This window comes from Methylomonas sp. Uni0009, from assembly GCF_054188105.3.
Genome location: NZ_JBTAFN010000001.1, coordinates 2414465 through 2437899, shown reverse-complemented (window position 1 = coordinate 2437899; position 23435 = coordinate 2414465). Strand labels below are relative to the sequence as shown.

Sequence of the window (23435 nt, the reverse complement as noted above, 5' to 3'; positions counted from 1 at the left end):
GGCCGGACAAATTCATACCAACAGCCATATGAACCTCATTGCCAAGCGTTCCGCGACCCTTCTTACCTGTCTGCTGACAATTATATGTTTGGCAACCTCCAGTAGGGTGTACGCCAGAGAATCGCTGCGGGTGCTGACATGGGACGGTTATGCGGACAAAGAAGTAGTCTCGGCATTCGAGCAACGGTTTGACGTCGCAATTGAGCTAACCTTGGTAACATCGGACGACGACCTTTGGCAGAAAATTAATAGCCGCAGCTATGACGTATTTGCCGTCAATACCGCGGAATTGCAGCGCTATATTGATCAAGGCCTAAGCAGACCGGTCACTATGGCGAATATCCCAAACCACGCCCGGCAATTACCGCGTTTCCAAAACTTACAAGCCATCCCCGGCCTGACTCGTGAGAACGATACCTACGCAGTTCCTTACACGTACTCGGAAATGGGGCTGATCTATAACCGCAAACTCATTAACACTCCCCCCCAATCCATGTCGGCTATGTGGGACCCTGCCTATCGGGGCCGAGTATTGGCTTTTAACGCCAGTAATCACAATTTTTCCTTGGTCGGCTTATTAAGGGGCGTATCCAATCCGTTCCGGATGCCAGATCCCGAGCTAAAACAGGCTGCTCGCGAGTTGGCCAAGTTACGCCGTAATGTGCTGACCTTTTACGCGACCGCGGAGGAAGCGACCAGACTGTTTGTCAAATATGAAATAGCCTTGATTTTCGGTAATTACGGCACCCAGCAACTGAAAGCTCTGCGCGAAGCCGGCGCAGACATTGGTTATGTGATTCCCCGCGAAGGTGCGCTGGCCTGGCTGGATTGCTGGGCCATCACCCAAAATAGCCGGAACCCCGAGTTGGCAGAAAAATGGATCAATTACACCTTGGAAAAAGCAGTCAGCGAAACGCTAACCCAGCAACACGGCTTGGCAAACACGATTACAGCGCCGGAGAACGACAGCCCCCAAAACCAACCCATCATTTGGCTGGAACCGATACTCAATCCGCTAGCGCGCAAAACGCTATGGGATAGAATCATTTCCGGCGAAGCGCCCGAGGCATTCTGAGTGCGCTCCAGCATAGGCATAAAATTGGGTTTCTGGCTGGCACTGCTAGGCACGTTATCGACAGGCCTGACCGGTTATTATGTTTACGACCGCAGCCGAGCCATGCTGGTGGGAACCGCCAAGGATAAGCTGCTCAACGACACCCAAGCCGTGGGAAACCGATTTGCGGATGCGTTGGCAGCTACCGCCAGCAACGTCAAGTTTCTAAGCAATTTGCCGGTCAGCGCCGACATGGTCTCGGCAACACCTGACGCAAAGTTGGACATACGTAAAAATCAATTGGCGGAGATTTTTGTCAGCTTGCTAAATGCCCATCCCGAATACAGTCAAATCCGTTTGATCGACACGCAGCATTACGGCAAGGAATTAGTCAGAGTCGATAGGGATCAAGACAACCTCAAAGTGATTGCCGACGCGCAGCTACAAGAGAAAAACCATTTTCCTTACGTATTCGAAACCGTGCCGCTGGCTGCGGAGCAATATTACGTTTCGGAAATCAATTTAAATCAGGAATTAGGCACTCACCTGGGATTTGGTAAACCCACACTGCGGATAGCGATGCCGATCAAGTCGGCCAACGCCACCATCGCAGTGATCGTCATCAATGTCGATTTACAAGGGCTATTCGAGCAAGTACGCGGCAATATTCCCGACGATATTGAATTGCTGCTCAGCAACGACAGAGGGGACTATTTAATTCACCCCGACGCGGCAAAAACCTTTGGATTTGAGAGCGGCCGCAGTTTCCTGATTCAGAATGACATCCCGAACGTAAAAGCGATTCTGGCTGGCAAACAAGCGCATTCGGTATTCGCGACCAGCGATACGCAAAGTTTGGCCGCTTCTTCACTCGCCGCTTTCGTAAAACTGCCGTTGGGCTCGGAAAGCAGCGGACGCTTCGCCATGCTGGGTTTATATACGCCGCTGAAAAACGTTTTGCAGGAAAGTAAAGCTCTGGGAGTGAGCGTTATCGAAATAACCTTGTTGTTCAGCCTGCTGGCAAGTGCAATTTCGCTAATGTTGGCGCGCGTCCTGGCAAAACCGCTCAATTCGATGACCACCGCCATCGGTCAATTCAAGCTGGGCACGCCGCTGACCGGGTTACCGACGCACCGTAACGACGAAATCGGCTATCTGGCGAATAGTTTCATGTCGATGACCGAACAATTAAACTCGCAAATAGCCGAGTTACATGCCTCCGAAGCTAAGTTGCATGCCATTCTCGACAACGCCCCCGTCGGCATTTGGTTGGCCGACCTTGATACGCGCTTTTTGTTTGTAAACCATACTTTTTGCGATGCCCTTGGCCTGCCGGAAACCCGTTTAATTGCCAACGAACCATTGGCCGAGTTGTTCGGCGCGGAGATCGCAGCCCGTTTTTTAAGTGCCGATCAAGCGTGTTTAGCGCAAACAAATCAAGCACATCAGTCCCTCGAGCAAATAAAATTTGCCGATGGCAAACGGCACACCATACAAATAACCCGCACGCCATTGCAAGACATCAACAAAGAGACGGTCGGCATCATCGGCATAGCCATGGATATTACTGACCGCCAACAAGCGGCCAATCGTGAGCGCGCCCATAATCATGTGCTGGAATTAGTATCCAAAGGCGCGGCACTGCCGGAGATCCTGCAAGCGGTGGTATTGGGTGTAGAGGCCCAAAATCCTGACTTAATTTGTTCGATATTGCTATTAAATAACGAAGGTAATCGCTTGTTCATAGGCTCTGCACCGCATCTACCCGACTTCTACAATTCTGCTGTAGACGGCCTTTACGTAGGCCCCGGTGTCGGCTCATGCGGTACGGCTGCGTATTTCGGCCAGCGAGTGATTGTCGAAGATATTCAAAACCATACTTATTGGGCGCCGTTTACCGAGCTTGCGGCTAGGGCCGGTTTAGGGTCGTGCTGGTCTGAACCGATACGTGGCGCGTCCGGCCAATTGTTGGGTACTTTTGGTATTTACCAGCGCCATCCTGCGGAGCCAGGAGCAGACGATATTCAGATGATTGAACAGGCCTCGCATTTGGCCGGCATTGCAATCGACCGCAGCCGCAGCAATGAAGAACTGCAATTGGCGTCCTTAGTCTATCAAAACAGCAGCGAAGCGATGGCCGTGACCGACGCACAAGGCATGATTATCAATGTCAATCCGGCTTTCACCGCTTTGACCGGCTACACATTGGACGAAGTCATCGGTAAAAACCATAACATTCTGAACTCGGCGCGGCAGGGCGAACAGTTTTATCAAGCCATGTGGCAAGCCATCAACAGTAGTGGTCACTGGAAAGGCGAAATTTGGAATCGTCGGAAGAACGGCGAGATATTTGCTGAGCAACTGACCATCAATACCATATTTAGCGCGGATGGCCTGCCGCAGCGGCGAGTTGCGTTATTTTCCGACATCACCCAAAAAAAGCAGTCCGAAGAACTGATCTGGACCCAAGCCAATTTCGATCCGCTCACCGGCCTGCCCAACCGCCGCATGTTTCATGACAGGCTGGATCAAGAAATCAAAAAGGCACATCGCACCGGCTTGCAGGTCGCTTTGATATTGCTTGATCTGGACCGTTTCAAGGAAGTTAACGATACGCTGGGTCACGATATGGGCGACTTATTGTTAAAAGATGCCTCGCAACGGCTGCTGCATTGCGTACGCGATTCCGATACTGTCGCCCGATTGGGCGGCGACGAATTCACAGTCATCCTCGGCGAACTTGATGATGCTGAGGATGCCGAACGGGTGGTCAAAAACATCCTGCAAAGACTCGCCGAACCTTTTCAGCTGAAAAGCAAAGTGGCCTACATCTCCGCCAGTATCGGCATCACCCTGTACCCGAAGGACGCGGAGAGAATCGATACCTTAATAAAAAACGCCGATCAGGCAATGTACGCAGCGAAACACCAGGGCCGTAATCGCTATTGTTATTTCACTCCGTCGATGCAGGAAGCCGCTCTAGCGCGCATGCTGATTGCCGACGATTTGCGCCATGCTTTGGAGGCCAACCAATTTGAAGTATATTACCAGCCGGTCGTGGAACTGGGATCCGGCGCCATCCATAAAGCCGAAGCGCTGATCCGCTGGCAACACCCGACACGGGGCATGGTCAGCCCCAGCGAATTTGTGCATATTGCCGAAGATATAGGCCTGATTGCCGAAATCGGTACTTGGGTATTTAAACAAGCGGCAGGACAGGTCAAACAATGGCGTGCCCGATACCATCCGGACTTTCAGATCAGCGTCAACAAGTCGCCGATGCAGTTTTACGACGACCAGTCCCACGGCACTTGGCTGGAATACTTGCAAACACTTGAGCTGCCGGGACAAAGCATCGTCGCGGAAATTACCGAGGGCTTGCTGCTGGACGCCAGTAATGTGGTGAAAGATCAATTACTGGCTTTTCGGGACGCAGGGATTCAAGTATCGCTGGACGATTTCGGCACCGGCTATTCGTCGCTGGCTTATCTGAAGAAATTCGATATCGATTATCTGAAAATAGATCAGTCTTTCGTCGGCAATTTGTCGCCGAATTCCAGCGACAAAATTCTCTGCGAAGCGATTATCGTCATGGCGCACAAGCTGGGGATGAAAGTCATCGCGGAAGGCATAGAAACCGAACAACAACGCCAGCTACTGCTGGAAGCGGAGTGCGACTATGGGCAGGGCTATTTATTCTCCAAAGCCCTGCCGGCCGATGCGTTCGAGGAACTGCTAATGCTTAATGCCTCAGGCACCAGCGCACAGAACACAGTTATTTGATCTTCAATTTCAGTAAATGCACTCGCCGATTGTCGGCCCGCAATACCTCGAAACAGAAATCGTCCAGCTCCACCTTCTCGCCTTTCTTCGGAAAATGTTCTAGCCGCTGCACGATTAAACCGCCTAGCGTGTCGTATTCGTCGTCTTCCAATGCGGCGGAAAAATAATCGTTGAATTCTTCGATGGGTGTCAGCGCGCTGACGATAAATTCTTTCTCGCTACGCTGAGAAATAAATTCTTGTACTTCGTCGTCATCGTGTTCGTCTTCAATCTTGCCGACGATTTGCTCCAGGACGTCTTCAATCGTCACCAAGCCGGCGGCATTGCCGTATTCGTCGACGACGATGGCCATGTGGTTGCGCTCGGTGCGAAATTCTTTTAGTAACACATTTAAACGTTTGCTTTCCGGCACCACGTTGACCGGGCGCATCACATCCTCGACTTTCAGGGTTTTATCCTTTAAAGCATGAGCCAGTAAATCCTTGGCAAGCAAAACACCAACCACCTTGCTGCGGTCTTCTTCGATGACGGGAAAACGGGAATGAGCAAATTCGACCACTAACGGAAAGATGGTTTCCAGTTCCGCTTCCCTAGGAACGACGACCATTTGCGAACGGGGAATCATGATGTCTCTGACCCGCATCTCCGCCACATGCATCACACCTTCCATCATGGCCAGTGCGTCGGAGTCTAACAGATGTTTTTCTTGCGATTCTCTCAATATCTCCAGCAAGTCTTCCTGATCTTGCGGCTCCCCACTCAGAAAATGACCGATGCGCTCGATCAAACTCTTATGGGGTTGACTACTCGGGGGGTTACCATCGCTCATTGCTTTCCATCCTCCATATAAGGGTTTGCTATACCTAATTTGCTCAAAATCTCAATCTCTAATGCTTCCATTTGTTCGGCATCCTGATCCTCTATGTGGTCATACCCTAGCAAATGCAATACGCCGTGTATAGTGATATGCGCCCAATGGTGCTCGGGCGATTTGTTTTGCTGCGCAGCTTCCAGCCCTATCAGCGGTGCACAAATCACCAAATCGCCCAGCAAGTCCATGTCCATGCCCGCCGGGGCTTCAAAGGGAAAGCTCAGGATGTTAGTCGGTCCGTTTTTATGCCGATACTGCTGATTCAGCTCTGCGCTTTCCACATCGTCGACCAAACGAATCACCAACTCGCAGTCCGCATCATCCTCAAAGCTTGCTAGCCCGGCGTCCACCCATTGCTGAAACTGCTCGAGTTCGGGATGAGGTGCCGAAGTAGCAATTTGCATGTCGATATAATTCATAGACTACGCCGACGGCATGTGCTCTTTTTCGTAATGCTCGTAAGCGGCGACGATGCGCTGTACCAAAGGATGCCGGACCACATCGCGCACCCCGAAAAAGGTAAAACTGATACCGTCCACATCCTTCAACACTTTCAACACATGTTTCAGACCGGACATTTTTTCGTTGGGCAAATCGATTTGCGTAACATCGCCGGTAATGACGGCGGTGGAACCGAAACCGATCCGGGTCAGAAACATCTTGATTTGTTCCACCGTCGTGTTTTGCGCCTCATCCAGAATAATAAACGAGTCGTTCAAGGTTCTACCGCGCATGAAGGCTAAGGGCGCCACTTCGATGACATTTTTTTCCAGCAATTTTTCGACGCGCTCGAAGCCCAACATGTCGTATAGCGCATCGTACAAGGGCCGCAAATAGGGGTCGACTTTCTGGGCCATATCGCCAGGAAGGAAACCTAACTTCTCGCCCGCTTCCACCGCCGGCCGTACCAAAATAATCCGCCGCACGGTCTCGTTTTGCAACGCATCAACCGCACACGCGACCGCCAGATAGGTTTTACCGGTACCTGCGGGACCGACACCGAAATTAATGTCATGCGAAATGATCTTGCGCAAATAGTCCTGCTGATTAAAACCGCGACCCTTGATTACACCGCGCTTGGTTTTAATCGCCACCGGCTCCGATTTCACGCTCGGCGTAGCCTGTAGTAACTGGTCGATACTGGCATCCTGCAAACTCAAATGCACTTGCTCCGGGGTGATTTCTTCCCGCTCGGTCAATTCGAACAATTTCTGAATCACCGCGCAAGCCGCTTTGACCGCGGCATCGACACCCGTGACCTTGAAATGATTGCTGCGATTGGCGATCTCCACCTGTAAGCGTTGCTCGATTTGGCGGATATGCGCATCCAACTGTCCGCAAAAATTGGACAGGCGTTGCGCATCGGCGGGTAACAGGGTAATTTCTTGCGAAAAAAGGCTGGCGTTCAACACTAGGCGGTCTGCTGGATTTTTTCGATGGACGATTCCACCAGGCGACCCCGTAACGAATTGGGCAAGGCTTCGGCAATATACACGTCGACGAACTGCCCGATCAAGCGCGGATGCCCGGCAAAATTGACGGCGCGGTTATTTTCGGTACGGCCTGTCAGATGCAGTGGGTTTTTCTTGGAGATGCCCTCCACCAACACACTTTGCACGCTACCGATCATCGCTTCGGAAATAGCCATGAACATTTCGTTCAAGCGATCTTTCAGGCGCTTCAGGCGTTGTTCCTTAACCGCCATACTGACATCATCGGCAAAGTTGGCTGCCGGCGTACCAGGTCTGGCGCTGAAGATAAAACTGTAAGACAGGTCGTAACCGACTTCCTCGATCAAGGCCATGGTATCTTCAAAATCTTCTTCGGTTTCGCCGGGAAAACCGACGATAAAATCCGACGACAAACTGATGCCTGGCCGCACCGCTTTCATCTTGCGCATGATTTCCAGGTAATCTTCGCGTCTGTGACCACGCTTCATTTCCGCCAAAATGCGGTTGCTGCCGCTCTGCACGGGCAAATGCAAGTGATTGACCAGCTGCGGAATCTCGGCAAACGCTTCGATAATATCGTCAGTGAATTCTAAAGGATGCGATGTAGTGAAACGAATACGGTCTATACCATCGACAGCGGCAACGCAATGTAACAACAGTGCAAAACTAGCCACATCGCCGTCTTCCATCGCGCCGCGATAAGCATTAACGTTTTGGCCGAGCAGATTGATCTCGCGCACACCTTGCCTTGCGAGCGTTTCGATTTCGGCAATCACATCGTTGAGCGGCCGGCTGACTTCTTCTCCGCGGGTGTAAGGCACTACGCAATATGTACAGTACTTACTGCAACCTTCCATCACCGATACATAAGCCTTGGGCCCTTCCGCACGCGGTTCCGGTAAATTATCGAATTTTTCGATTTCGGGGAAAGAAATGTCGACTACATGCTTACCGCCACTACGTGCTTGGTTTAACAACTCAGGCAAGCGGTGCAGGGTTTGCGGACCAAACACAATGTCTACATACGGCGCGCGCTTTTGCAGGGCCGCACCTTCCTGGCTGGCTACGCAGCCACCAACACCAATAATCACGCCAGGACGTTTGTCTTTGATTTTTTTCCAGCGCCCCACGGCGGAAAATACCTTTTCCTGGGCTTTTTCGCGGATCGAACAAGTGTTTAGCAGCAGCACATCGGCTTGTTCCGGAATGTCGGTCAATTCCATGCCGTGCGATGCGATCAATACGTCCCGCATCTTATCGGAATCGTATTCGTTCATTTGACAGCCGTTAGTCTGTATATAAAGTTTTTGCGCCATGCTTGATGAGATACCTCAACTACTCTCACTAACAAAAAACCCCCGTCTCGCGACGGGGGCTCGTAATGGCCGGATTATAAACCCAATTTTCGGCAAATGCTTGTTTTATACGGCAATCCCCACTTGTAGGGCCTCGAACCAATCTAAGAAACGCTTCACATCATCGCCTTTGAACATCCGACCATGTTGCGGGGCCAGTATGTCGATATCCAACTTCCTGACCCGATCAATCCAGGCTCGTTTAGCTTGATTAGAGGGCATCCAACGCTGATGGAAAAAACGCATTTTATCGACGTGCATATCGAAGTTGTCCACAAATACTGGCGTTCCAGGCGCTTCCAAGGCTGCACCGACATCGCCGGACATCAGGATTTTGGCGTGTGGATCATAAATATGGAAATTAGCGGAGGCATGCAGATAGTGAGCGGGAACAATCTGCAATTCGGTAGTACCGAGATTGATGACTCCGCCATGGTCGGGAATCGGTACATATTCGATAGTTTCGCAGCCGAAGTGCCTTAAAAAACCTTCCCATAATGCTGAGGCATGCAGCTTGGCATTGGGCAGCGCTTGATCCCATAAACCCAAAGATGAAATGATGTCCGGATCTTGATGCGAGGCGAACAAATCAGTAATTTCCTCGACCGGCGCATGGTGTAATACCGCCGCCAGCATTGGCGCAAACAGCTCTATGCCGCCGGGATCGATCAAAAGGCAGCGATTGGCCGTCCTTACCATATATTGGTTGGTATCAATGATTTTCTCGGGCTTATGTGCATCGCGGCCAAACATTATCCATTGATAGGCGCCCTCATAAATTTTGGTCATTCTCATGCTAACTTTACCTCTTGGCCATACTGGGTTTGATGGGTGCGCTATTCGGCGACGTTTATAATCGTCAATGCACTCCGGCATTTATGTACTTTGTCGTTGATTATTTGCGCGGCGTTATCGACGCTTTCAGCGACCGCTTGCAGACTTTGCAGATACTCTCCCGCTTGTGAAGCCTCTATCCGGGAGTTGGCAGCAATCACCCGAGCCGCCCTAGCCGGATGCATCACATCAGCGAGCTTAATCAATAATTCCGAAACCTGAATAATAAACTCTCGATGACAAATCTGCGTTCTTAGTCTGACTTCCTGCAACGGGGTGGCTAAGGAATCGGCATATCTGGCTCCGACAGCCAACTGCCCCACTTTCTCGAAGCGTCTGCATGCTTCGGTCATGCGCTGTTCATTGACTGTCAGACGATAAAGATGGAATGCGTATTCGTTGATGTTATTGACCAATTCGATCGTATCCTTGGCCAATTCGTTTATGAAGTCCGTGATGGGCTGGAAGCCCTTGGCCTTTTCACCGGCGCGGAAAGCAATCGCTTTGGCATTGGCTGCCGCGAGAGAAATTTCCTTGGCCACTTCCATCACCGCGCTCAATTCGGCGGCTATGGAAGCCACGGCGACAAATTGGGACTTGGTTTGATTGACTTGCATACTGAAAGACCCTCAGATCGACGATAAATTTATTTATAGCTTAGCCGACAAATAAATCCCCGTGCTATTTGAGTTTCCAATAAATGCGCGTCAACCCCGGTTATTTAGGTCGATAATGAGTTGGATCGGTCACACCCAGATTTTGGAAACCGGCCGCCCGCAATCTGCAGGCATCGCACACACCGCAGGCTCTGCCTTTAATATCAGCGGAATAACAGGAAACCGTATCCGAGTAATTGACGCCCAGTTCTAAACCTTTTTGGATAATCTCGGCTTTGCTGAGTGCTATCAGCGGTGTGTGAATTTGAATTTTATGGCCTTCCACTCCCGCTTTGGTCCCCAGGTTTGCCATATCCTGAAAAGCTTTGATAAATTCCGGCCGGCAGTCTGGGTAACCGGAATAATCGACGGCGTTAACGCCGATGAATACGTCGTGAGCGTTCACCACTTCCGCCCAACCCAGGGCAAATGCCAGGAATATAGTATTTCTGGCAGGCACATACGTTACTGGAATACCGGCTTGCGGTGAAGTCGGCACATCGATCCGAGCGTCTGTCAACGCGGAACCGCCTATTGCGCTCAAGCCGAGATTGATAATCTTATGGTCGGCTACCTGGTAATGCTTGGCGATTCTCCGAGAAGCCTCCAATTCAGCATTGTGGCGCTGGCCGTAATCAAAACTTAGGGCGTAGCAAGTAAAACCTTGTTGTTTGGCAAGTGCCAAGACTGTTATTGAATCCAGACCGCCGGACAATAAAATGATGGCCGGCCTGGAACTGCTGTTATTTTCCACGCGCGTCGTTCCAAAGAAATTTATGTAATTGAATTTGAAACCGAACCTGCAGTTGGTCGGCCAAAATACGCTCAGCCAGCTCGGTCGGCGACATCACATCCATCACCGGCGAGAACAGTACTTGGCAATGTTCAACTAAGCGATACAACTCAAGTTGCTGCTTGGCCCATTGGTAATCGGCAGCATCGGCAATCACGAATTTGACTTGGTCGTGCGACGTTAAATACTGGATATTGTCATAGCGATTGCGCTCAAGCTCTCCGGAACTCGGCGTCTTCAAATCCATGACTTTACTGACCCGACTGTCAACCATCGACACATCCAAGGCACCACTGGTTTCCAGCGAAACCTGGTAACCAGCATCGAGCAGTCTAACCATTAAAGGGTTGCAGCCCGGTTGTGCTAAAGGTTCGCCGCCGGTTACCGTGACATACCGGGTGTTGTAACGGCCAACTTTCAGGAGAATCTCGTCGATGTTGAGTTTTTCGCCGCCAGTAAACGCATAAGCGGTATCGCAATAGGAACAGCGCAATGGACAGCCGGTCAAGCGAATAAAGACGGTGGGTAACCCCACCGTATTCGCTTCACCCTGCAGTGAATAGAATATTTCGGTAATACGTAGCGTTTGATCCATCCGCAGGCCGGATTATTGCGGCATTTGCGCCAGCTTTTTTTCCGCCAAATGCGCGGCAGTGGTGCCTGGATAGCTGGTCGTCACCCGCGTCAAATAATCGCGAGCTTTTGCGGTGTTTTGCAGATCGAATTCGATATAACCCAGTTTGAGTAAAGCATCCGGCACTTTAGAGCTATTGGGGTATTGACTGACCACCTTATTGAATGCGGCGCGCGCCGCATCGAATTCCCGATTGATCTTATACGCCTCTGCCAACCAATACTGCGAATTGTCGGCAAACTCACCCGCCGGAAAATCTTTCAGCAAATCCTGAAACATTTTGATGGCCTGGGCATTGTGGCCGTTACGCAAAGTGTCGTAAGCCGATTGATACCTTTCCTTTTCGTTGCCTTGTGCCGCCGTCGCGGTCGGCTTATTGTCCACTACCGACGCAGCCGGAGCGGGCGTCGCAGTTGCAACCGGTGCCGGAGTCGGTGCGACCGGGGCCGCTGGCGTAGTGGGTTGAGCCGCTGTAACCGGCGATTGTCCAGCCGCAGCAGTATCTGCAGGAACTGGCGCAGGCGTTTGACTCGGCGGCGTTTGCCCACCTGCGGTAAGCGCCTGCATCCGATCATCCAGATCGGAGTACATATTGCTTTGTTTTCTTTGCAAGTCGGCGATGGTCTGGGATTGCTCCTCGACCATGCCGCGCAATTGCTGCACTTCCGACTGTAACTGCTCCAATCTGCCCAATACCTCAAAAATAGCATTGTCAGTGGCGGCCGGCTGTGCATAAGCATTTCCAGCCGGGTAACCCGCACCGTTAGGCGCAGCACCAGCTCCGGCAGATAAGCCAAAGCCGAGACTCAGTATCAGAAGCGCACGCTTACTCATTGATAGCCAACTTCCACGCGGCGATTTTGTTGCCACGCCGACTCGTCATGACCGGAAACAGCGGGCTTTTCTTCACCGTAGCTCACCACTTCCAATTGGCCGGCAGTGACGCCTTGCGAGCGCATCATTCTTTCCACCGATTTGGCCCGTTGCTCACCCAACGCGATGTTGTATTCGCTGGAACCACGCTCGTCGGCATGACCGGATAGAATCACGTGCTGGTTTGGGTGTGAAGCCAAATAACGGGCATGCGCCGCAACAACAGGTACGTAGTCTTGTTTAACTTGGCTGCTATCCAATTCAAAATAAATCACTTGTTTGGACAACGGATTGTTAGGGTCGCTAAATTCAGGACCCAGGTTCGCGCCGGAACCGGAGCCAAAGCTGCTGCCATTGCCTGAACCGAATTGGCTGCCGGACATGGAACCGTCATTGTAACCGCTGGTAGACGCATCGGTTCCTTGGGTAGAATCTGCCAAACCTTCTTCTTCGGTTGAGCTACAGCCTGTTGTTACCAAAATCGCAGTCATGGCCAAAGCCAAATAGGTTTTGTTAAATCTCATCAATTTTCTCCAAATATTAAGTAAAACTCAGGTAGCGATAGTGTGAGGGCTATCGCGCTTGCAATCAAGGTGCCCAGGCCGGTTCACGGACCTCGCCACTCTCGAAGGCCAACTTCTGTTGCATCGCGCCATCGGTAGACACCACCGATAAGGCCGAGCGCCCGCCGCGATTCGCGGCAAACAAGACCATGCTGCCATTAGGCGCAAAACTGGGCGATTCGTCAAGATTACCCTCGGTTAGCACGTTCACAGTGCGCGAGGCCATGTCCATAACCGCAATCTTATAGCCACCGCCACTACCCGTTACCATCGCCAGGCTTCTGCCATCGGCGGAAAAACGGCCTCTGGCGTTATAGTCGCCTTGGAATGTAACCCGGCTAGCTTTGCCCCCCGAAGCTGGCATCAAATAAAGCTGCGGTTTGCCGCCTTGATCAGACGTAAACAAGATAGAGCTGCCATCCGGCGACCAGGTCGGCTCGGTATCGATAGATAAACTGTTGGTCAAGCGCGTCAAAGAGCGGCTACCCAAATTCAAAACGTAAATATCGGGGCTGCCGTCTTTCGAAAGCGTAACCGCCAGACGGCTACCGTCCGGTGAAAAAGCCGGCGCGCCGTTGATGCCGGGATATGACGAAACGCTTTCGCGTTGCCCTGTGGCTAGAGTTTGCACCCAGATTTCCGACCGTTTGGTATGGAAGGATACATAAGCAATTTTACTACCGTCAGGCGACCAAGCCGGCGCCATGATGGGTTCCGGAGATTCGGCAATCGTTCGCGGATTGTAGCCGTCGGCATCGGCCACTTGCAGCATGAACTGCTTGCCATTGCCGCGGCGCACGCTGGTGACATAGGCAATCCGGGTATTGAACGCACCCTTACGTCCGGTCAGTTTTTCGTAAATCAGATCACTGATGTGGTGCGCAGCGCGACGCAATTCGTTGGCGCCGGCAGTCAGACGGTAACCCATCAACAACTGGCCGTTATGCACATTAAACAAATGAAACTGGATGTTGTAGCTGCCCCCATTGCCGACCACCTGGCCTATCGCCATATAGTCTTGGCCCAGTACCTGCCAATCCTTGAAGTTAACCCGCTCGGGTTCGCTGGGCTTGGTCAGCATATCGTCCTCGGACAAGGTTTTGAAAAACCCGCTGCCACCCAAATCAGAACTGATCACATCGGACAATTTAACATTGCCGATAGAACCTTGTTGAGCAAACGGCACGATGGCGATAGGCACCGCAGTTTGCGAACCTTTGGTAATTTCTATGGTTAAACCGGCCGCCTGCGCCACTGTAAACATCCCAGCCAAAATGCCGCCGACTAACATTCTTGTGATTAACATCATTCTCTCGTTTCCGTTTTACTGATTATTCCGGTTTAAACACGAAGGTAAAAACTCTAAATTCCTGATTAAATAAATTTCTATCTTGCGGTACCGGCAAAGGCGAGGCTTTTCTCACTGCATTCTCCGCCGAACGGTCAAAAATCGGATCGCCGCTGCTACCAATCACCACCGCATCCATCACATCGCCGCTAGCCAGCAATTTTACCTGAATTGTGCATCTCAAGCCTTGCGTTGCGTTGATCGGCCGCGTCCAGGCGCCTTCGACTTTGCGCGCAATCATCTGTTTGGCAGAATCGACAGCCTGCTTATCCGATGCCGCTTTTGCCGCAGCCGCCGCGGCGGCTTCCGCAGCCTGCCTTTCTTTTTCCGCTTTTTCGGCCGCAGCAATCGCTGCTTGGCGTTCCTGTTCGGCCTTGGCTTTTGCTGCGGCTTCCGCTGCGAGCCTTTCTTTTTCGGCCTTCTCAGCTTTTTCTGCGGCCAGTTTGGCCTGACGTTCTTTTTCAGCCTTGGCTTTGGCTTTGGCTTCCGCTTCGGCAGCCTGGCGTTCTTTTTCGGCTTTTTCCGCCGCTAATTTGGCTTGGCGTTCTTTCTCCGCTTTCTCGGCAGCGAGCTGTTTATCTTTTTCCGCTTTGGCCCTAGCCTCGGCTTCTGCAGCTTGCTTGGCTTTTTCCGCATTAAGCGCGGCCTGTTTCTCCTTCTCGGCCTTGGCTTTTTCGTCAGCTAACTGCTTTTCCTTTTCCGCCTTTGCCTTGGCTTCCGCTTGCTTTGCTTGTTCCTGACGCTTGGCTTCTTCGTTCTTTTGCTCCTGCAGCTTTTTTTGCTGCTCCAGAGCTTTTTGTTCCTGCAACTTCTTTTCCTGCTCCAGCTTTTTGATTTCGGCTTCCTGCTGTTTCTCGCGCGCTTCCTCCGCCAGTTTTTGTTCCTTCAACTTGGCTTCGCGCTCCATTTCCTGTTGTTTTTGCTTTTCCAGCAATTTCTGTTTCTCTACTTCCCTTTGTTTTTCCGCCAACTCCTTCTGTTTTTCCAGTTCGGCTTGCTTCTGCTTTTCCGCTGCTTCCTTTTGTTTGTCCAGTTCGGCCTGTTTCTGCTTTTCCGCGGCTTCCTTGGCTTTTTTCTGTTCCAGAGCTTGCCGTTCCTTGGCCTCCTCTAACTTTTTTTCCTCATCCTTACGCTTCGCAGCGAGCTGTTCCTGCATCTTCTTTTCTTCTAATGCTTCCTGCTTGCGCTTTTCGGCGGCTTCCTGAATTTTTTGCTCTTCAAGCACACGTTGCTTTTTAGCTTGCTGCAACAACTGCTCTTCGGCTTTTCTGGCGTTTTCCAGTTGCTCTTGATGCTGTTTCTCGGCTTGTTGCTTGTTTGTTTCGTTCTGTTTTAAGCGCTCGGCTTCCGCATCGATTTCCGCGCCGTCCAATACAGTCGCTTCAATAATGTCCGCGGGCGGCGACATTTGCGCGTCGTCAGTCTCAGTGAGAAAACTGAAACTGAACAACAACACAATCAGAATATGTAGCGCTATCGCCTGCGCGAGCGAAGGTTTAAAACTTTTCATGGTGGTGTTTATTTGCTGTCAGGCGGCGGCGCGGTCATCAAGCCCACTTTTGGGGCGCCGGTTTTCTTCAGTTCCACCATCACTTTGACGATGCTGCCATAATCCACTTCATGGTCGCCACGCACGTAGAGCTGGGCTTTGGGATTATTTCTGAAAACCGCCGCTACTCTGGTTTTAACCGTATCGACATCGACAGGCGTATCGGCTTCTTCATCGCCGTTGCCAATATCGACGTATAAACTGCCGTCCTTTTTGATGGAAACGATCACCGGCACCTGATCTTGTAAATCCACAGACTCGGCCTCGGCTTGCGGCAACTCGACATCGACCCCGGTTTGCACCAGCGGCGCGGTAATCATGAATATCATCAATAGCACGAAGGTAACGTCGATATAAGGCACGACGTTAATTTCGGCCATTACTCCGCGTTTTTTGCGCGATCTGCGATTGCTGCCGCCTACATTCATTTGCTGTGCGCCTGTCTTTGCAGTAATACCACGAACTCGTCGACGAATAACTCGTAACGGCCGGCCAAGCGATCCAAACGGGTAGAGAAGCGGTTATAGGCAATTACCGCTGGAATCGCCGCGAACAAACCGATCGCGGTAGCAATTAACGCTTCGGAAATACCTGGAGCGACATTCGCCAAGGTAGCATTTTTAATTTCGCCCAAAGCGCGGAACGAGTTCATGATGCCCCAGACAGTGCCAAACAAACCGATATACGGACTGGTCGAACCGACTGTCGCCAAAAACGGCAAAGTCTCGTCCAACCTATCCAACTCGCGGGACAATTCGATACGCATGGCCCGTTGCGCACTTTCGACCTGGACAGAGGGTTCGACATCGCCTTTCTGGCGCATCCGTGCGAACTCGCGGTAGCCGGCTAGAAAGATTTTTTCGATACCTTCCGGCTCGAACCGGTCGCTGGACATCTTTTTATACAACTCGGCCAAACCGACGCCAGACCAAAACTCCTCTTCGAAATCGTCGGTAATGGCTATGGCCTGTTTCAATTCTTTCCGTTTGGAGAAGATGAAGGTCCAGGACGCAACCGATGCCGATAACAGAATGAACATAACAAACTGCACGACGATACTGGCTTCTTTGACCAGCGTCAGGATGGATAAATCGGTATTCATTAGTTTAAATGTTCCAAAATAGCAGAGGGAATAAGTTTGGGCTTCATGCTTTGCGCATCAAGACAGGCAATCCGGATTTCACCCGTGCATAAAGTATCTTGTTGCCGAGTGATTGCTTGTTCAAAGGTAAAATTAGTTTTTTTGTACTCAATAACTTTTGCACTAACGTCCAACAGTTCGTTGAAGCGGGCGGGTTTTAAATAGTCTACTTTCACGGAACGGACTACAAAAATCAGATTTTGTTCGGCTAGAAGATTATCTTGCTCAAAACCTACACTACGCAGCATTTCGGTTCTGGCCCGTTCAAAAAACTTCAAATAATTGGCGTAAAACACTACGCCGCCCGCATCGGTATCTTCGTAATACACCCGTACCGGCCAGTTAAATTCTTTCATTCGTCTCTTAACGAATTATTAAATATCAAAGATGTCATCGCTACCGATTTGCTGCCTAGGTGCGGGCAAGCCAAAATGACTATATGCCTTATGCGTGACCACTCGCCCCCTGGGGGTACGCATGATAAAACCTTGTTGCAACAAATAAGGTTCCAACACATCTTCAACCGTGCCACGTTCCTCACTGATTACCGCAGCCAGCGTATCCAGTCCAACCGGACCGCCTTGAAAATGTTCAATCATGGCTGTCAGTAATTTCCGATCCAGCATATCAAAGCCTTGTTGGTCTATTTTCAGCATATCCAAGGCTTGTTTGGCAATCTCGCGAGTCACCGTGCCGTTGCCTTTGACTTCGGCAAAATCGCGTACTCTACGTAAGAGTCGGTTGGCGATGCGCGGCGTGCCTCGCGAACGGCAGGCGATCTCGTCGGCACCGCCGCCGTCCATGCCGATATTCAATAGTTTTGCGGAGCGACTGACAATACTGGCCAGTTCCTCAACGGTGTAAAACTCAAGGCGTTGGACGATACCGAAACGGTCGCGTAAAGGCGATGTCAACAAACCGGCTCGGGTCGTCGCGCCTATCAGCGTAAATGGCGGCAAATCCAGCTTAATCGAGCGGGCTGCCGGGCCTTCGCCTATTATAATATCAATTTGGTAGTCTTCCATAGCCGGATACAGCACCTCTTCCACCGCCGGGCTGAGCCTATGGATTTCGTCGATGAATAACACATCATGGGCTTGCAGATTGGTCAACAAAGCGGCCAAGTCACCAGCTTTATCCAGCACCGGACCAGAGGTTTGGCGAATGTTGACATTCATCTCAGCAGCCACAATGTTGGCCAGCGTGGTTTTCCCCAAACCCGGCGGGCCGAAAATCAACACATGATCCAACGCTTCAGAACGTGTTACCGCCGCCTGGATAAAGATTTCCATCTGCTCGCGGAGTTCTTTTTGCCCGACATAGTCTTTCAAGCGCTTGGGGCGAATGGCTCGGTCCACTCGCTCTTCGTCATTATTACCGTGCGCAGTAACCAATCTGTCGCCTTCGATCATTTAACCGCACCGCGCAGCGCCAGACGAATAATGTCCTCGCAGCTTTTATCTTCCGTAGCAACCGCTTGCACCATCCGCGCCGCGTCCGCTGGCTTATAACCCAAAGCACACAACGCGCTAATCGCTTCTTGCTTGGGACTTGCTGCCGAACCGGGAAGTGAACTTGGGCTATCACTAGCTGACGTTAGTTTGTTTAGTTCCGGCAACCGGCCGCGCATTTCGATAATCAAGCGTTCGGCGGTTTTTTGGCCGACGCCCGGCAAGCGCACCAAACCTTTTACATCGTTATCATGGACGCAACGATAGAATTCTTCGGTACTTTGCCCGGACAGAACAGTCAACGCCAGCTTGGGGCCGACGCCATTGACTTTGATCAAGGTTCTGAACAGCATGCGTTCGCTTTCCGTGGCAAAACCGAACAGAATATGCGCATCCTCGCGAACCACGAGATGCGTATGTAGCTTAACCACTTCCCCCAATGCCGGCAGGTCGTAAAAGGTATTCATCGGCGCTTCGATTTCGTAACCGACACCGTGTACATCCAACAACAGTTGCGGAGGAGCTTTGTAAATCAATTTACCGCATAAAAAACCGATCATGAAATCGCCTTCTGCAAACGCATCGCGGTCTCCTGATAGTGGCTATGACACAGGCCAATCGCCAACGCATCGCTAGCATCGATCTGCATGTCGCCTTGAATGCTCAACAAAATTTTCACCATATGCTGCACTTGCTGCTTATCGGCATTGCCCTTGCCTACCAAGGCCTGTTTCACTTGCCTAGCAGCATATTCGAAAACCGGCAGATCTCGATTTAAGGTTGCGCAAATAGCCGCACCACGAGCCTGGCCCAGCTTCAAAGCCGAATCGGCATTCTTATGCATAAACACTTGCTCTATGGCCATTTGCTCAGGACGGTACAACTCAATCACCTGGCTAACACCATCAAAAATCTGCTTCAAGCGCTCGGGAAATTCGTCGGATTTGATACGAATGCAGCCGCTCGCTACGTAGCGAATACCGCGCGATGTCGACTCCACCACACCGTATCCGGTGATGCGCGAGCCGGGATCTATACCTAAAATTCTGGTCAACAGTGTATTGGTGCGAGTAATTTTGCGGTGTGATTAGGCATCGAGCGCAGTCATGATGTCATCGCTGATGTCGGCATTCGAGTAAACGTCTTGCACATCGTCCAGATCTTCCAAACGGTCGATCAGCTTCAGCATTTTTTCGGCGGATTCGCTATCCAATTCAGTCTTAACGTCGGCATGCATCGTCACTTCGGCGTTTTCCGGCTCGAAGCCCGCAGCAAGCATAGCTTCCTTGACGGTCATATAGTCTTCGGGGGTGGTAAACACATCGATAGAACCATCGTCGTTGGTGACCACATCCTCGGCCCCGGCTTCCATCGCGGCTTCCATCACTGCGTCTTCATCAACACCATTGGCGAAGCTGATAATACCGACCTTGCGAAACATATAAGCCACCGAACCGTCCGTGCCCAAGTTGCCGCCAGCCTTAGAGAAGGCGTGCCTGACATCGGCGACGGTACGATTGCGATTATCGGTCAAGCAATTCACCATCACCGCCGTGCCGCCAGGACCATAACCTTCGTAACGCACCTCTTCGTAAACCACGCCATCGACCGCGCCGATGGCCTTTTTGATGGTGTTGTCGATGGTATCGCGCTTCATGTTAGCACCAAGCGCTTTATCAATAGCGGTACGCAAACTCGGATTATTGGCGGGATCACCGCCACCCGATCCTTTTGCGGCCACGGTAATCTCGCGAATCAGTTTGGTAAAAATCTTGCCGCGTTTTGCGTCCTGCGCGCCTTTGCGATGCTTGATGTTAGCCCACTTACTATGCCCAGCCATTCTATCTCTCTGAATCTGCTAAAAATTTGGAAATTTTACCATCGTCCCGCCGGCTTATCGACCCTTGCTTACAATACTAGCGGCAATATAGCCGCTAACGAAGCATCCGAGACGTAGCTATCCGCTTGCTCTTCCACCAACGGCCTGCGGACTACACCGCCGAAACCGATCATATAGGCACCGGCCAATTTAGCTTCCAGATCGGTCTTGCCATCGCCTATCATGACCAGGGACGAATGATGCATCCTCAGTCGGCGACAAATCCTGGCTTTGCCGCCACTGACGGCCAACGGCGAGTGTCGGGCAAAATCCTGGTAATTACCGTCTTCGTCAAACAACACATCAACCGCATGCACATGCGCTTCCGGTATGCCCAGTTGCTCCGCCAAAGGTAGTATCGCCTGCCGCAAGCCGCCGCTAATGATGTGGATCAGCTTATTATTGGCTTGCAGGGTTTTAATTGTGTCGCTGACACCGTCAACCATTTCGGCAATATACAACTCGGCCAACCAGTCTATCGCGGCTTTATCGGGCTTGATCAAATCCAGTCGGTTCGCGTAGACATCCTCAAGGGCCAATTTGCCGTTCATAGCTGCATCGGTTAACGCCGCAACCTGTTCGAATAAACCGTTACGCCTAGCCAATTCATCGATACCTTCGACCCGGCTCAGCGTACTGTCGCAATCGAAACAAACAACTTCAAAACTCATAACTCGATCTGCCTTGCTGTGTGCACCGCAGGCACCTCACAAACCGATTTCAATACTTGTTCATTTAAGGGATCAGAGATGCTGATGACCATCATCGCCAATTGATGTTCGTCGGCGATACTGACTTGCATGCGGGTAATATTGATATTGGCAACGCCCAAGATCGAGCTAATCGCCGCAATCACGCCCGGCTTATCATCGTGGCGAGTGATCAGTAACGCGCCTTCCGGCACCACTTCAATTTCGAAATGATTGATACTGACCAAGCGTGGATGTTGATTTCCTAACAACGTTCCCGCCAGAGATACCGACTTATCGGCGCAGTGCCCGGTAATTTTGATTAGAGACTGATAGCCTTCCGATTCCTCGGTCTGCGACTCAATTAGCGTTATACCTTGGCGTTTGGCAATGTTCTCAACATTGACGCGGTTAACCGGCGTGGAAAGCTGCCCCCCCAACAAACCGACCATCGCCTCTGCGGAAATCGGCCGAATTTTTACCTCAGCAGCCTTTCCATAAACCGCAACTTCCAATTTTTGAATCGGTTGATCGATCAACCCTACTAAAACCTTACCGAGAATATTAGCAAGGTTCATAAATGGTTGAGCCTTGGATAGCTCTTCTGCCGACAACCTAGGGAGATTCAAAGCATTAACAGCTTCGCCGGTTTGCAAATATTTAACCGCCTGGCGGGCAATTTCGACACTCACCGCCACTTGCGCTTCTTTGGTCGAAGCACCCAAATGCGGCGTAAATACCACATTGTCCAATGTTAGCAGCGGCGAATCCTTGGGAGGTTCTTGCTCATAAACATCCAGCGCCGCGCCTGCGATGCGACTGTCTTTCAAGGCATCGTATAATGCCGATTCATCAACCAAGCCGCCGCGCGCGCAATTGATCAACCGAGCAGATTTTTTCATCATGGCCAATTGTTCCCGGCCGATAATGTTTTTGGTTTTTTCCAATAAAGGACAGTGCAGGGTCAAATAGTCGGCTTGTTTAACCAAAGTCTCCAAATCAACCATTTCCGCACCATGTATAGCAAAAACATCCGGCGCCACAAACGGATCATAAGCGATCACGCGCATTCCCAAACCATTGCCGCGTTGCGCGACTATTCGGCCGATAGTACCAAAACCCAGCACTGCCAGCGTTTTATGAGCAATTTCGGCGCCCATCAACTTAGAGCGCTCCCATTTGCCGTCTCTGACCGATTGATTGGCAAACGGTAGATTGCGACTCAAGGAAAACATATGCGCGATAGCGAGTTCCGCCGTCGTGGTGGCATTGGCATCAGGCGTATTCATTACGATAACGCCTTGTTCAGTAGCGGCATTTAAGTCAACATTATCGACCCCTATGCCAGCGCGCCCGACTATCTTCAGGCGAGTCGCCGCTTTTAAAACTTTAGCTGTCACCTGAGTATCGCTACGAATCAATAAGGCGTCGAACTCCGGAATAATCTCGCACAACTCGTCTTCATTTAAGCCGGTTTGGATATGTATCTGTATACCGTCCTGGACATTCAAGAAATTAATGCCGTCTTCCGCAAGCTTGTCTGAAATCAGTATCTTTTTCATCGCCATGACTGGATTATTGGATAAGGCCGGCATTTTAGCAGCTTTGCTATAATCGCCGTAATGCGCGTTCCCGACAAACAACCAAAGTCTATTACTTATGAGAATAAAATCGGCGCTTGGCGTCCTATCGGTGATCTGTTTACTTGGCGCAATCTCCTGGTGGCTGACTTACACCAAAAGTTTCGCCCCCAACGCCGTTTTTACAACATTGACAGGCGAACGACTGGCAATTGCTGAGCTAAAAGGCAAGCCCGTATTGATAACATTTTGGGCAACCGACTGCCCTAGCTGTCTTGAGGAAATTCCGGATTTGATCGCATTGCATCAACAAGGCCTGAAAATCATTGCTGTGGCGATGCCATACGACCCGCCTAGCCGCGTGCAAACATTAGCCAAAGAACGTCAGCTTCCTTATCAAGTTGCTCTTGATATAGATGGTAGTCTTGTACATGCTTTTGGTGATGTGCAATTGACCCCAACGATGTTTTTAATAGACAAACAGGGCGTGATCATCATGCACAAAATCGGCGCTTTCGATTTAGCATCTTTAAAAACACTTCTGACGCAATTATAGAAAACTACTTTGTAATTTAGCTATAGAGGTGTTGTCTGGTAACAGTAAATCCGCAAAAGAGAAGAGAGCAGCAGTAGGGGTGATTTTGGGTCAAAAAAAAGCCCTGCTATGGGTAAGCAGGGCTTTTGGTTTAAGAGCTTGGCGATGACCTACTTTCACATGGCAACCTGCCACACTATCATCGGCGCTAAGCGGTTTCACTTCCGAGTTCGGGATGGGATCGGGTGGTTCACGCTTGCTATGTTCACCAAGCAAACTGGTTTGGCTGTTTTGCAGCCGTCATGCACAGGTTTGAAGCGTATTTGCTTCCGGGCATTTGCCGTTTACCTGTCTTCATGGAAATCTGTATCGAGTGTGTCGTTTTCTTACGTTTAT

At 50.9% G+C, this 23435-nt stretch carries 24 protein-coding genes and 1 rRNA gene; 3 read left to right on the top strand and 22 right to left on the bottom strand.

Features of this window, described 5'->3' with window-relative positions; translation table 11 throughout:
• Window positions 1–28: 28 nt before the first annotated feature.
• Both ACWAU0_RS11605 and ACWAU0_RS11600 read left to right on the top strand, forming a co-directional pair.
• Window positions 29–1075 (top strand): extracellular solute-binding protein, encoded by a 1047-nt coding sequence (locus ACWAU0_RS11605; protein ID WP_523070791.1) that lies wholly within the window; start codon window positions 29–31, stop codon window positions 1073–1075.
• Window positions 1076–4837, top strand: coding sequence for an EAL domain-containing protein (locus tag ACWAU0_RS11600; RefSeq protein ID WP_458136739.1), 3762 nt, complete (start codon window positions 1076–1078; stop codon window positions 4835–4837).
• On the opposite strand, the gene ACWAU0_RS11595 is transcribed toward ACWAU0_RS11600, so the two are convergent.
• From ACWAU0_RS11595 to serA, 21 genes are all read right to left on the bottom strand, one after another.
• A complete protein-coding gene (locus tag ACWAU0_RS11595; protein WP_033158342.1) occupies window positions 4830–5666 on the bottom strand; it encodes a CorC family transporter in 837 nt (278 codons plus the stop codon). The two genes, ACWAU0_RS11600 and ACWAU0_RS11595, sit on opposite strands and share 8 nt — an antisense overlap.
• Entirely contained in the window at window positions 5663–6127 is a 465-nt protein-coding gene (ybeY, locus tag ACWAU0_RS11590) for an rRNA maturation RNase YbeY (RefSeq protein WP_458136738.1), read from the bottom strand. The genes ACWAU0_RS11595 and ybeY overlap by 4 nt, the downstream gene beginning before the upstream one ends.
• Window positions 6128–6130: 3 nt before the next feature.
• On the bottom strand, window positions 6131–7120 hold the full coding sequence (locus ACWAU0_RS11585; protein ID WP_458136737.1) for a PhoH family protein: 990 nt from the start codon (window positions 7118–7120) through the stop codon (window positions 6131–6133).
• Entirely contained in the window at window positions 7120–8475 is a 1356-nt protein-coding gene (gene miaB / locus ACWAU0_RS11580) for a tRNA (N6-isopentenyl adenosine(37)-C2)-methylthiotransferase MiaB (protein WP_458136736.1), read from the bottom strand. Before miaB ends, ACWAU0_RS11585 begins: the two co-directional genes overlap by 1 nt.
• A 105-nt stretch (window positions 8476–8580) precedes the next feature.
• Window positions 8581–9309 carry an oxygen-binding di-iron domain-containing protein gene (locus ACWAU0_RS11575; protein WP_171694310.1) on the bottom strand — a complete coding sequence of 243 codons (729 nt, stop codon included), beginning with the start codon at window positions 9307–9309 and terminating at the stop codon, window positions 8581–8583.
• A 41-nt stretch (window positions 9310–9350) separates the two neighbouring features.
• A complete protein-coding gene (locus tag ACWAU0_RS11570; RefSeq protein WP_033158338.1) occupies window positions 9351–9965 on the bottom strand; it encodes a hypothetical protein in 615 nt (204 codons plus the stop codon).
• A gap of 100 nt (window positions 9966–10065) precedes the next feature.
• On the bottom strand, window positions 10066–10758 hold the full coding sequence (gene queC, locus ACWAU0_RS11565) for a 7-cyano-7-deazaguanine synthase QueC (protein WP_458136735.1): 693 nt from the start codon (window positions 10756–10758) through the stop codon (window positions 10066–10068).
• Window positions 10748–11392 (bottom strand): 7-carboxy-7-deazaguanine synthase QueE, encoded by a 645-nt coding sequence (queE, locus tag ACWAU0_RS11560; RefSeq protein WP_458136734.1) that lies wholly within the window; start codon window positions 11390–11392, stop codon window positions 10748–10750. The genes queC and queE overlap by 11 nt, the downstream gene beginning before the upstream one ends.
• A gap of 12 nt (window positions 11393–11404) precedes the next feature.
• A complete protein-coding gene (gene ybgF / locus ACWAU0_RS11555; protein ID WP_458136733.1) occupies window positions 11405–12265 on the bottom strand; it encodes a tol-pal system protein YbgF in 861 nt (286 codons plus the stop codon).
• Window positions 12262–12828 carry a peptidoglycan-associated lipoprotein Pal gene (pal, locus tag ACWAU0_RS11550; protein WP_033158334.1) on the bottom strand — a complete coding sequence of 189 codons (567 nt, stop codon included), beginning with the start codon at window positions 12826–12828 and terminating at the stop codon, window positions 12262–12264. Before pal ends, ybgF begins: the two co-directional genes overlap by 4 nt.
• A gap of 64 nt (window positions 12829–12892) precedes the next feature.
• Window positions 12893–14158 (bottom strand): Tol-Pal system beta propeller repeat protein TolB, encoded by a 1266-nt coding sequence (gene tolB, locus ACWAU0_RS11545; protein WP_225893123.1) that lies wholly within the window; start codon window positions 14156–14158, stop codon window positions 12893–12895.
• A gap of 40 nt (window positions 14159–14198) precedes the next feature.
• Window positions 14199–15725 (bottom strand): cell envelope integrity protein TolA, encoded by a 1527-nt coding sequence (gene tolA / locus ACWAU0_RS11540; protein ID WP_458136732.1) that lies wholly within the window; start codon window positions 15723–15725, stop codon window positions 14199–14201.
• 8 nt (window positions 15726–15733) lie between these two features.
• Window positions 15734–16144, bottom strand: a complete 411-nt coding sequence (gene tolR, locus ACWAU0_RS11535) for a protein TolR (protein ID WP_225587463.1) — start codon at window positions 16142–16144, stop codon at window positions 15734–15736.
• A 44-nt stretch (window positions 16145–16188) separates the two neighbouring features.
• Window positions 16189–16866, bottom strand: a complete 678-nt coding sequence (gene tolQ, locus ACWAU0_RS11530; protein WP_020483188.1) for a protein TolQ — start codon at window positions 16864–16866, stop codon at window positions 16189–16191.
• Window positions 16866–17261, bottom strand: coding sequence for a tol-pal system-associated acyl-CoA thioesterase (gene ybgC, locus ACWAU0_RS11525; protein WP_033158331.1), 396 nt, complete (start codon window positions 17259–17261; stop codon window positions 16866–16868). Before ybgC ends, tolQ begins: the two co-directional genes overlap by 1 nt.
• Before the next feature lie 18 nt (window positions 17262–17279).
• The gene (gene ruvB, locus ACWAU0_RS11520) at window positions 17280–18314 is read right to left on the bottom strand and encodes a Holliday junction branch migration DNA helicase RuvB (protein ID WP_458139226.1); all 1035 of its coding nucleotides are present in this window, start codon (window positions 18312–18314) and stop codon (window positions 17280–17282) included.
• Window positions 18314–18916, bottom strand: a complete 603-nt coding sequence (gene ruvA / locus ACWAU0_RS11515) for a Holliday junction branch migration protein RuvA (RefSeq protein ID WP_458136731.1) — start codon at window positions 18914–18916, stop codon at window positions 18314–18316. Before ruvA ends, ruvB begins: the two co-directional genes overlap by 1 nt.
• The gene (gene ruvC, locus ACWAU0_RS11510; RefSeq protein ID WP_033158328.1) at window positions 18913–19410 is read right to left on the bottom strand and encodes a crossover junction endodeoxyribonuclease RuvC; all 498 of its coding nucleotides are present in this window, start codon (window positions 19408–19410) and stop codon (window positions 18913–18915) included. Before ruvC ends, ruvA begins: the two co-directional genes overlap by 4 nt.
• Window positions 19411–19443: 33 nt before the next feature.
• Window positions 19444–20196, bottom strand: coding sequence for a YebC/PmpR family DNA-binding transcriptional regulator (locus ACWAU0_RS11505; protein ID WP_171694305.1), 753 nt, complete (start codon window positions 20194–20196; stop codon window positions 19444–19446).
• A gap of 68 nt (window positions 20197–20264) precedes the next feature.
• Window positions 20265–20906 (bottom strand): HAD-IB family phosphatase, encoded by a 642-nt coding sequence (locus tag ACWAU0_RS11500; RefSeq protein ID WP_415879055.1) that lies wholly within the window; start codon window positions 20904–20906, stop codon window positions 20265–20267.
• Window positions 20903–22486 (bottom strand): phosphoglycerate dehydrogenase, encoded by a 1584-nt coding sequence (gene serA, locus ACWAU0_RS11495; protein WP_415879056.1) that lies wholly within the window; start codon window positions 22484–22486, stop codon window positions 20903–20905. Before serA ends, ACWAU0_RS11500 begins: the two co-directional genes overlap by 4 nt.
• 97 nt (window positions 22487–22583) lie before the next feature.
• Here serA and ACWAU0_RS11490 point away from each other — a divergent pair, with 97 nt between their 5' ends.
• Entirely contained in the window at window positions 22584–23060 is a 477-nt protein-coding gene (locus tag ACWAU0_RS11490) for a TlpA family protein disulfide reductase (protein ID WP_415879057.1), read from the top strand.
• A gap of 136 nt (window positions 23061–23196) precedes the next feature.
• On the opposite strand, the gene rrf is transcribed toward ACWAU0_RS11490, so the two are convergent.
• Window positions 23197–23312: ribosomal RNA gene (rrf, locus tag ACWAU0_RS11485) — 5S ribosomal RNA — on the bottom strand.
• Between the last annotated feature and the right edge of the window lie 123 nt (window positions 23313–23435).

Coding starts and splice junctions, on each gene's coding strand:
- ACWAU0_RS11605 (WP_523070791.1), top strand. CDS start 29: ATGAACCTCATTGCCAAGCGTTCCGCGACCCTTCTTACCTGTCTGCTG.
- ACWAU0_RS11595 (WP_033158342.1), bottom strand. CDS start 5,666: ATGAGCGATGGTAACCCCCCGAGTAGTCAACCCCATAAGAGTTTGATC.
- ybeY (WP_458136738.1), bottom strand. CDS start 6,127: ATGAATTATATCGACATGCAAATTGCTACTTCGGCACCTCATCCCGAA.
- miaB (WP_458136736.1), bottom strand. CDS start 8,475: ATGGCGCAAAAACTTTATATACAGACTAACGGCTGTCAAATGAACGAA.
- ACWAU0_RS11575 (WP_171694310.1), bottom strand. CDS start 9,309: ATGAGAATGACCAAAATTTATGAGGGCGCCTATCAATGGATAATGTTT.
- ACWAU0_RS11570 (WP_033158338.1), bottom strand. CDS start 9,965: ATGCAAGTCAATCAAACCAAGTCCCAATTTGTCGCCGTGGCTTCCATA.
- queE (WP_458136734.1), bottom strand. CDS start 11,392: ATGGATCAAACGCTACGTATTACCGAAATATTCTATTCACTGCAGGGT.
- ybgF (WP_458136733.1), bottom strand. CDS start 12,265: ATGAGTAAGCGTGCGCTTCTGATACTGAGTCTCGGCTTTGGCTTATCT.
- pal (WP_033158334.1), bottom strand. CDS start 12,828: ATGAGATTTAACAAAACCTATTTGGCTTTGGCCATGACTGCGATTTTG.
- tolB (WP_225893123.1), bottom strand. CDS start 14,158: ATGTTAGTCGGCGGCATTTTGGCTGGGATGTTTACAGTGGCGCAGGCG.
- tolA (WP_458136732.1), bottom strand. CDS start 15,725: ATGAAAAGTTTTAAACCTTCGCTCGCGCAGGCGATAGCGCTACATATT.
- tolR (WP_225587463.1), bottom strand. CDS start 16,144: ATGGCCGAAATTAACGTCGTGCCTTATATCGACGTTACCTTCGTGCTA.
- tolQ (WP_020483188.1), bottom strand. CDS start 16,866: ATGAATACCGATTTATCCATCCTGACGCTGGTCAAAGAAGCCAGTATC.
- ybgC (WP_033158331.1), bottom strand. CDS start 17,261: ATGAAAGAATTTAACTGGCCGGTACGGGTGTATTACGAAGATACCGAT.
- ruvA (WP_458136731.1), bottom strand. CDS start 18,916: ATGATCGGTTTTTTATGCGGTAAATTGATTTACAAAGCTCCTCCGCAA.
- ACWAU0_RS11505 (WP_171694305.1), bottom strand. CDS start 20,196: ATGGCTGGGCATAGTAAGTGGGCTAACATCAAGCATCGCAAAGGCGCG.
- ACWAU0_RS11500 (WP_415879055.1), bottom strand. CDS start 20,906: ATGAGTTTTGAAGTTGTTTGTTTCGATTGCGACAGTACGCTGAGCCGG.
- serA (WP_415879056.1), bottom strand. CDS start 22,486: ATGAAAAAGATACTGATTTCAGACAAGCTTGCGGAAGACGGCATTAAT.
- ACWAU0_RS11490 (WP_415879057.1), top strand. CDS start 22,584: ATGAGAATAAAATCGGCGCTTGGCGTCCTATCGGTGATCTGTTTACTT.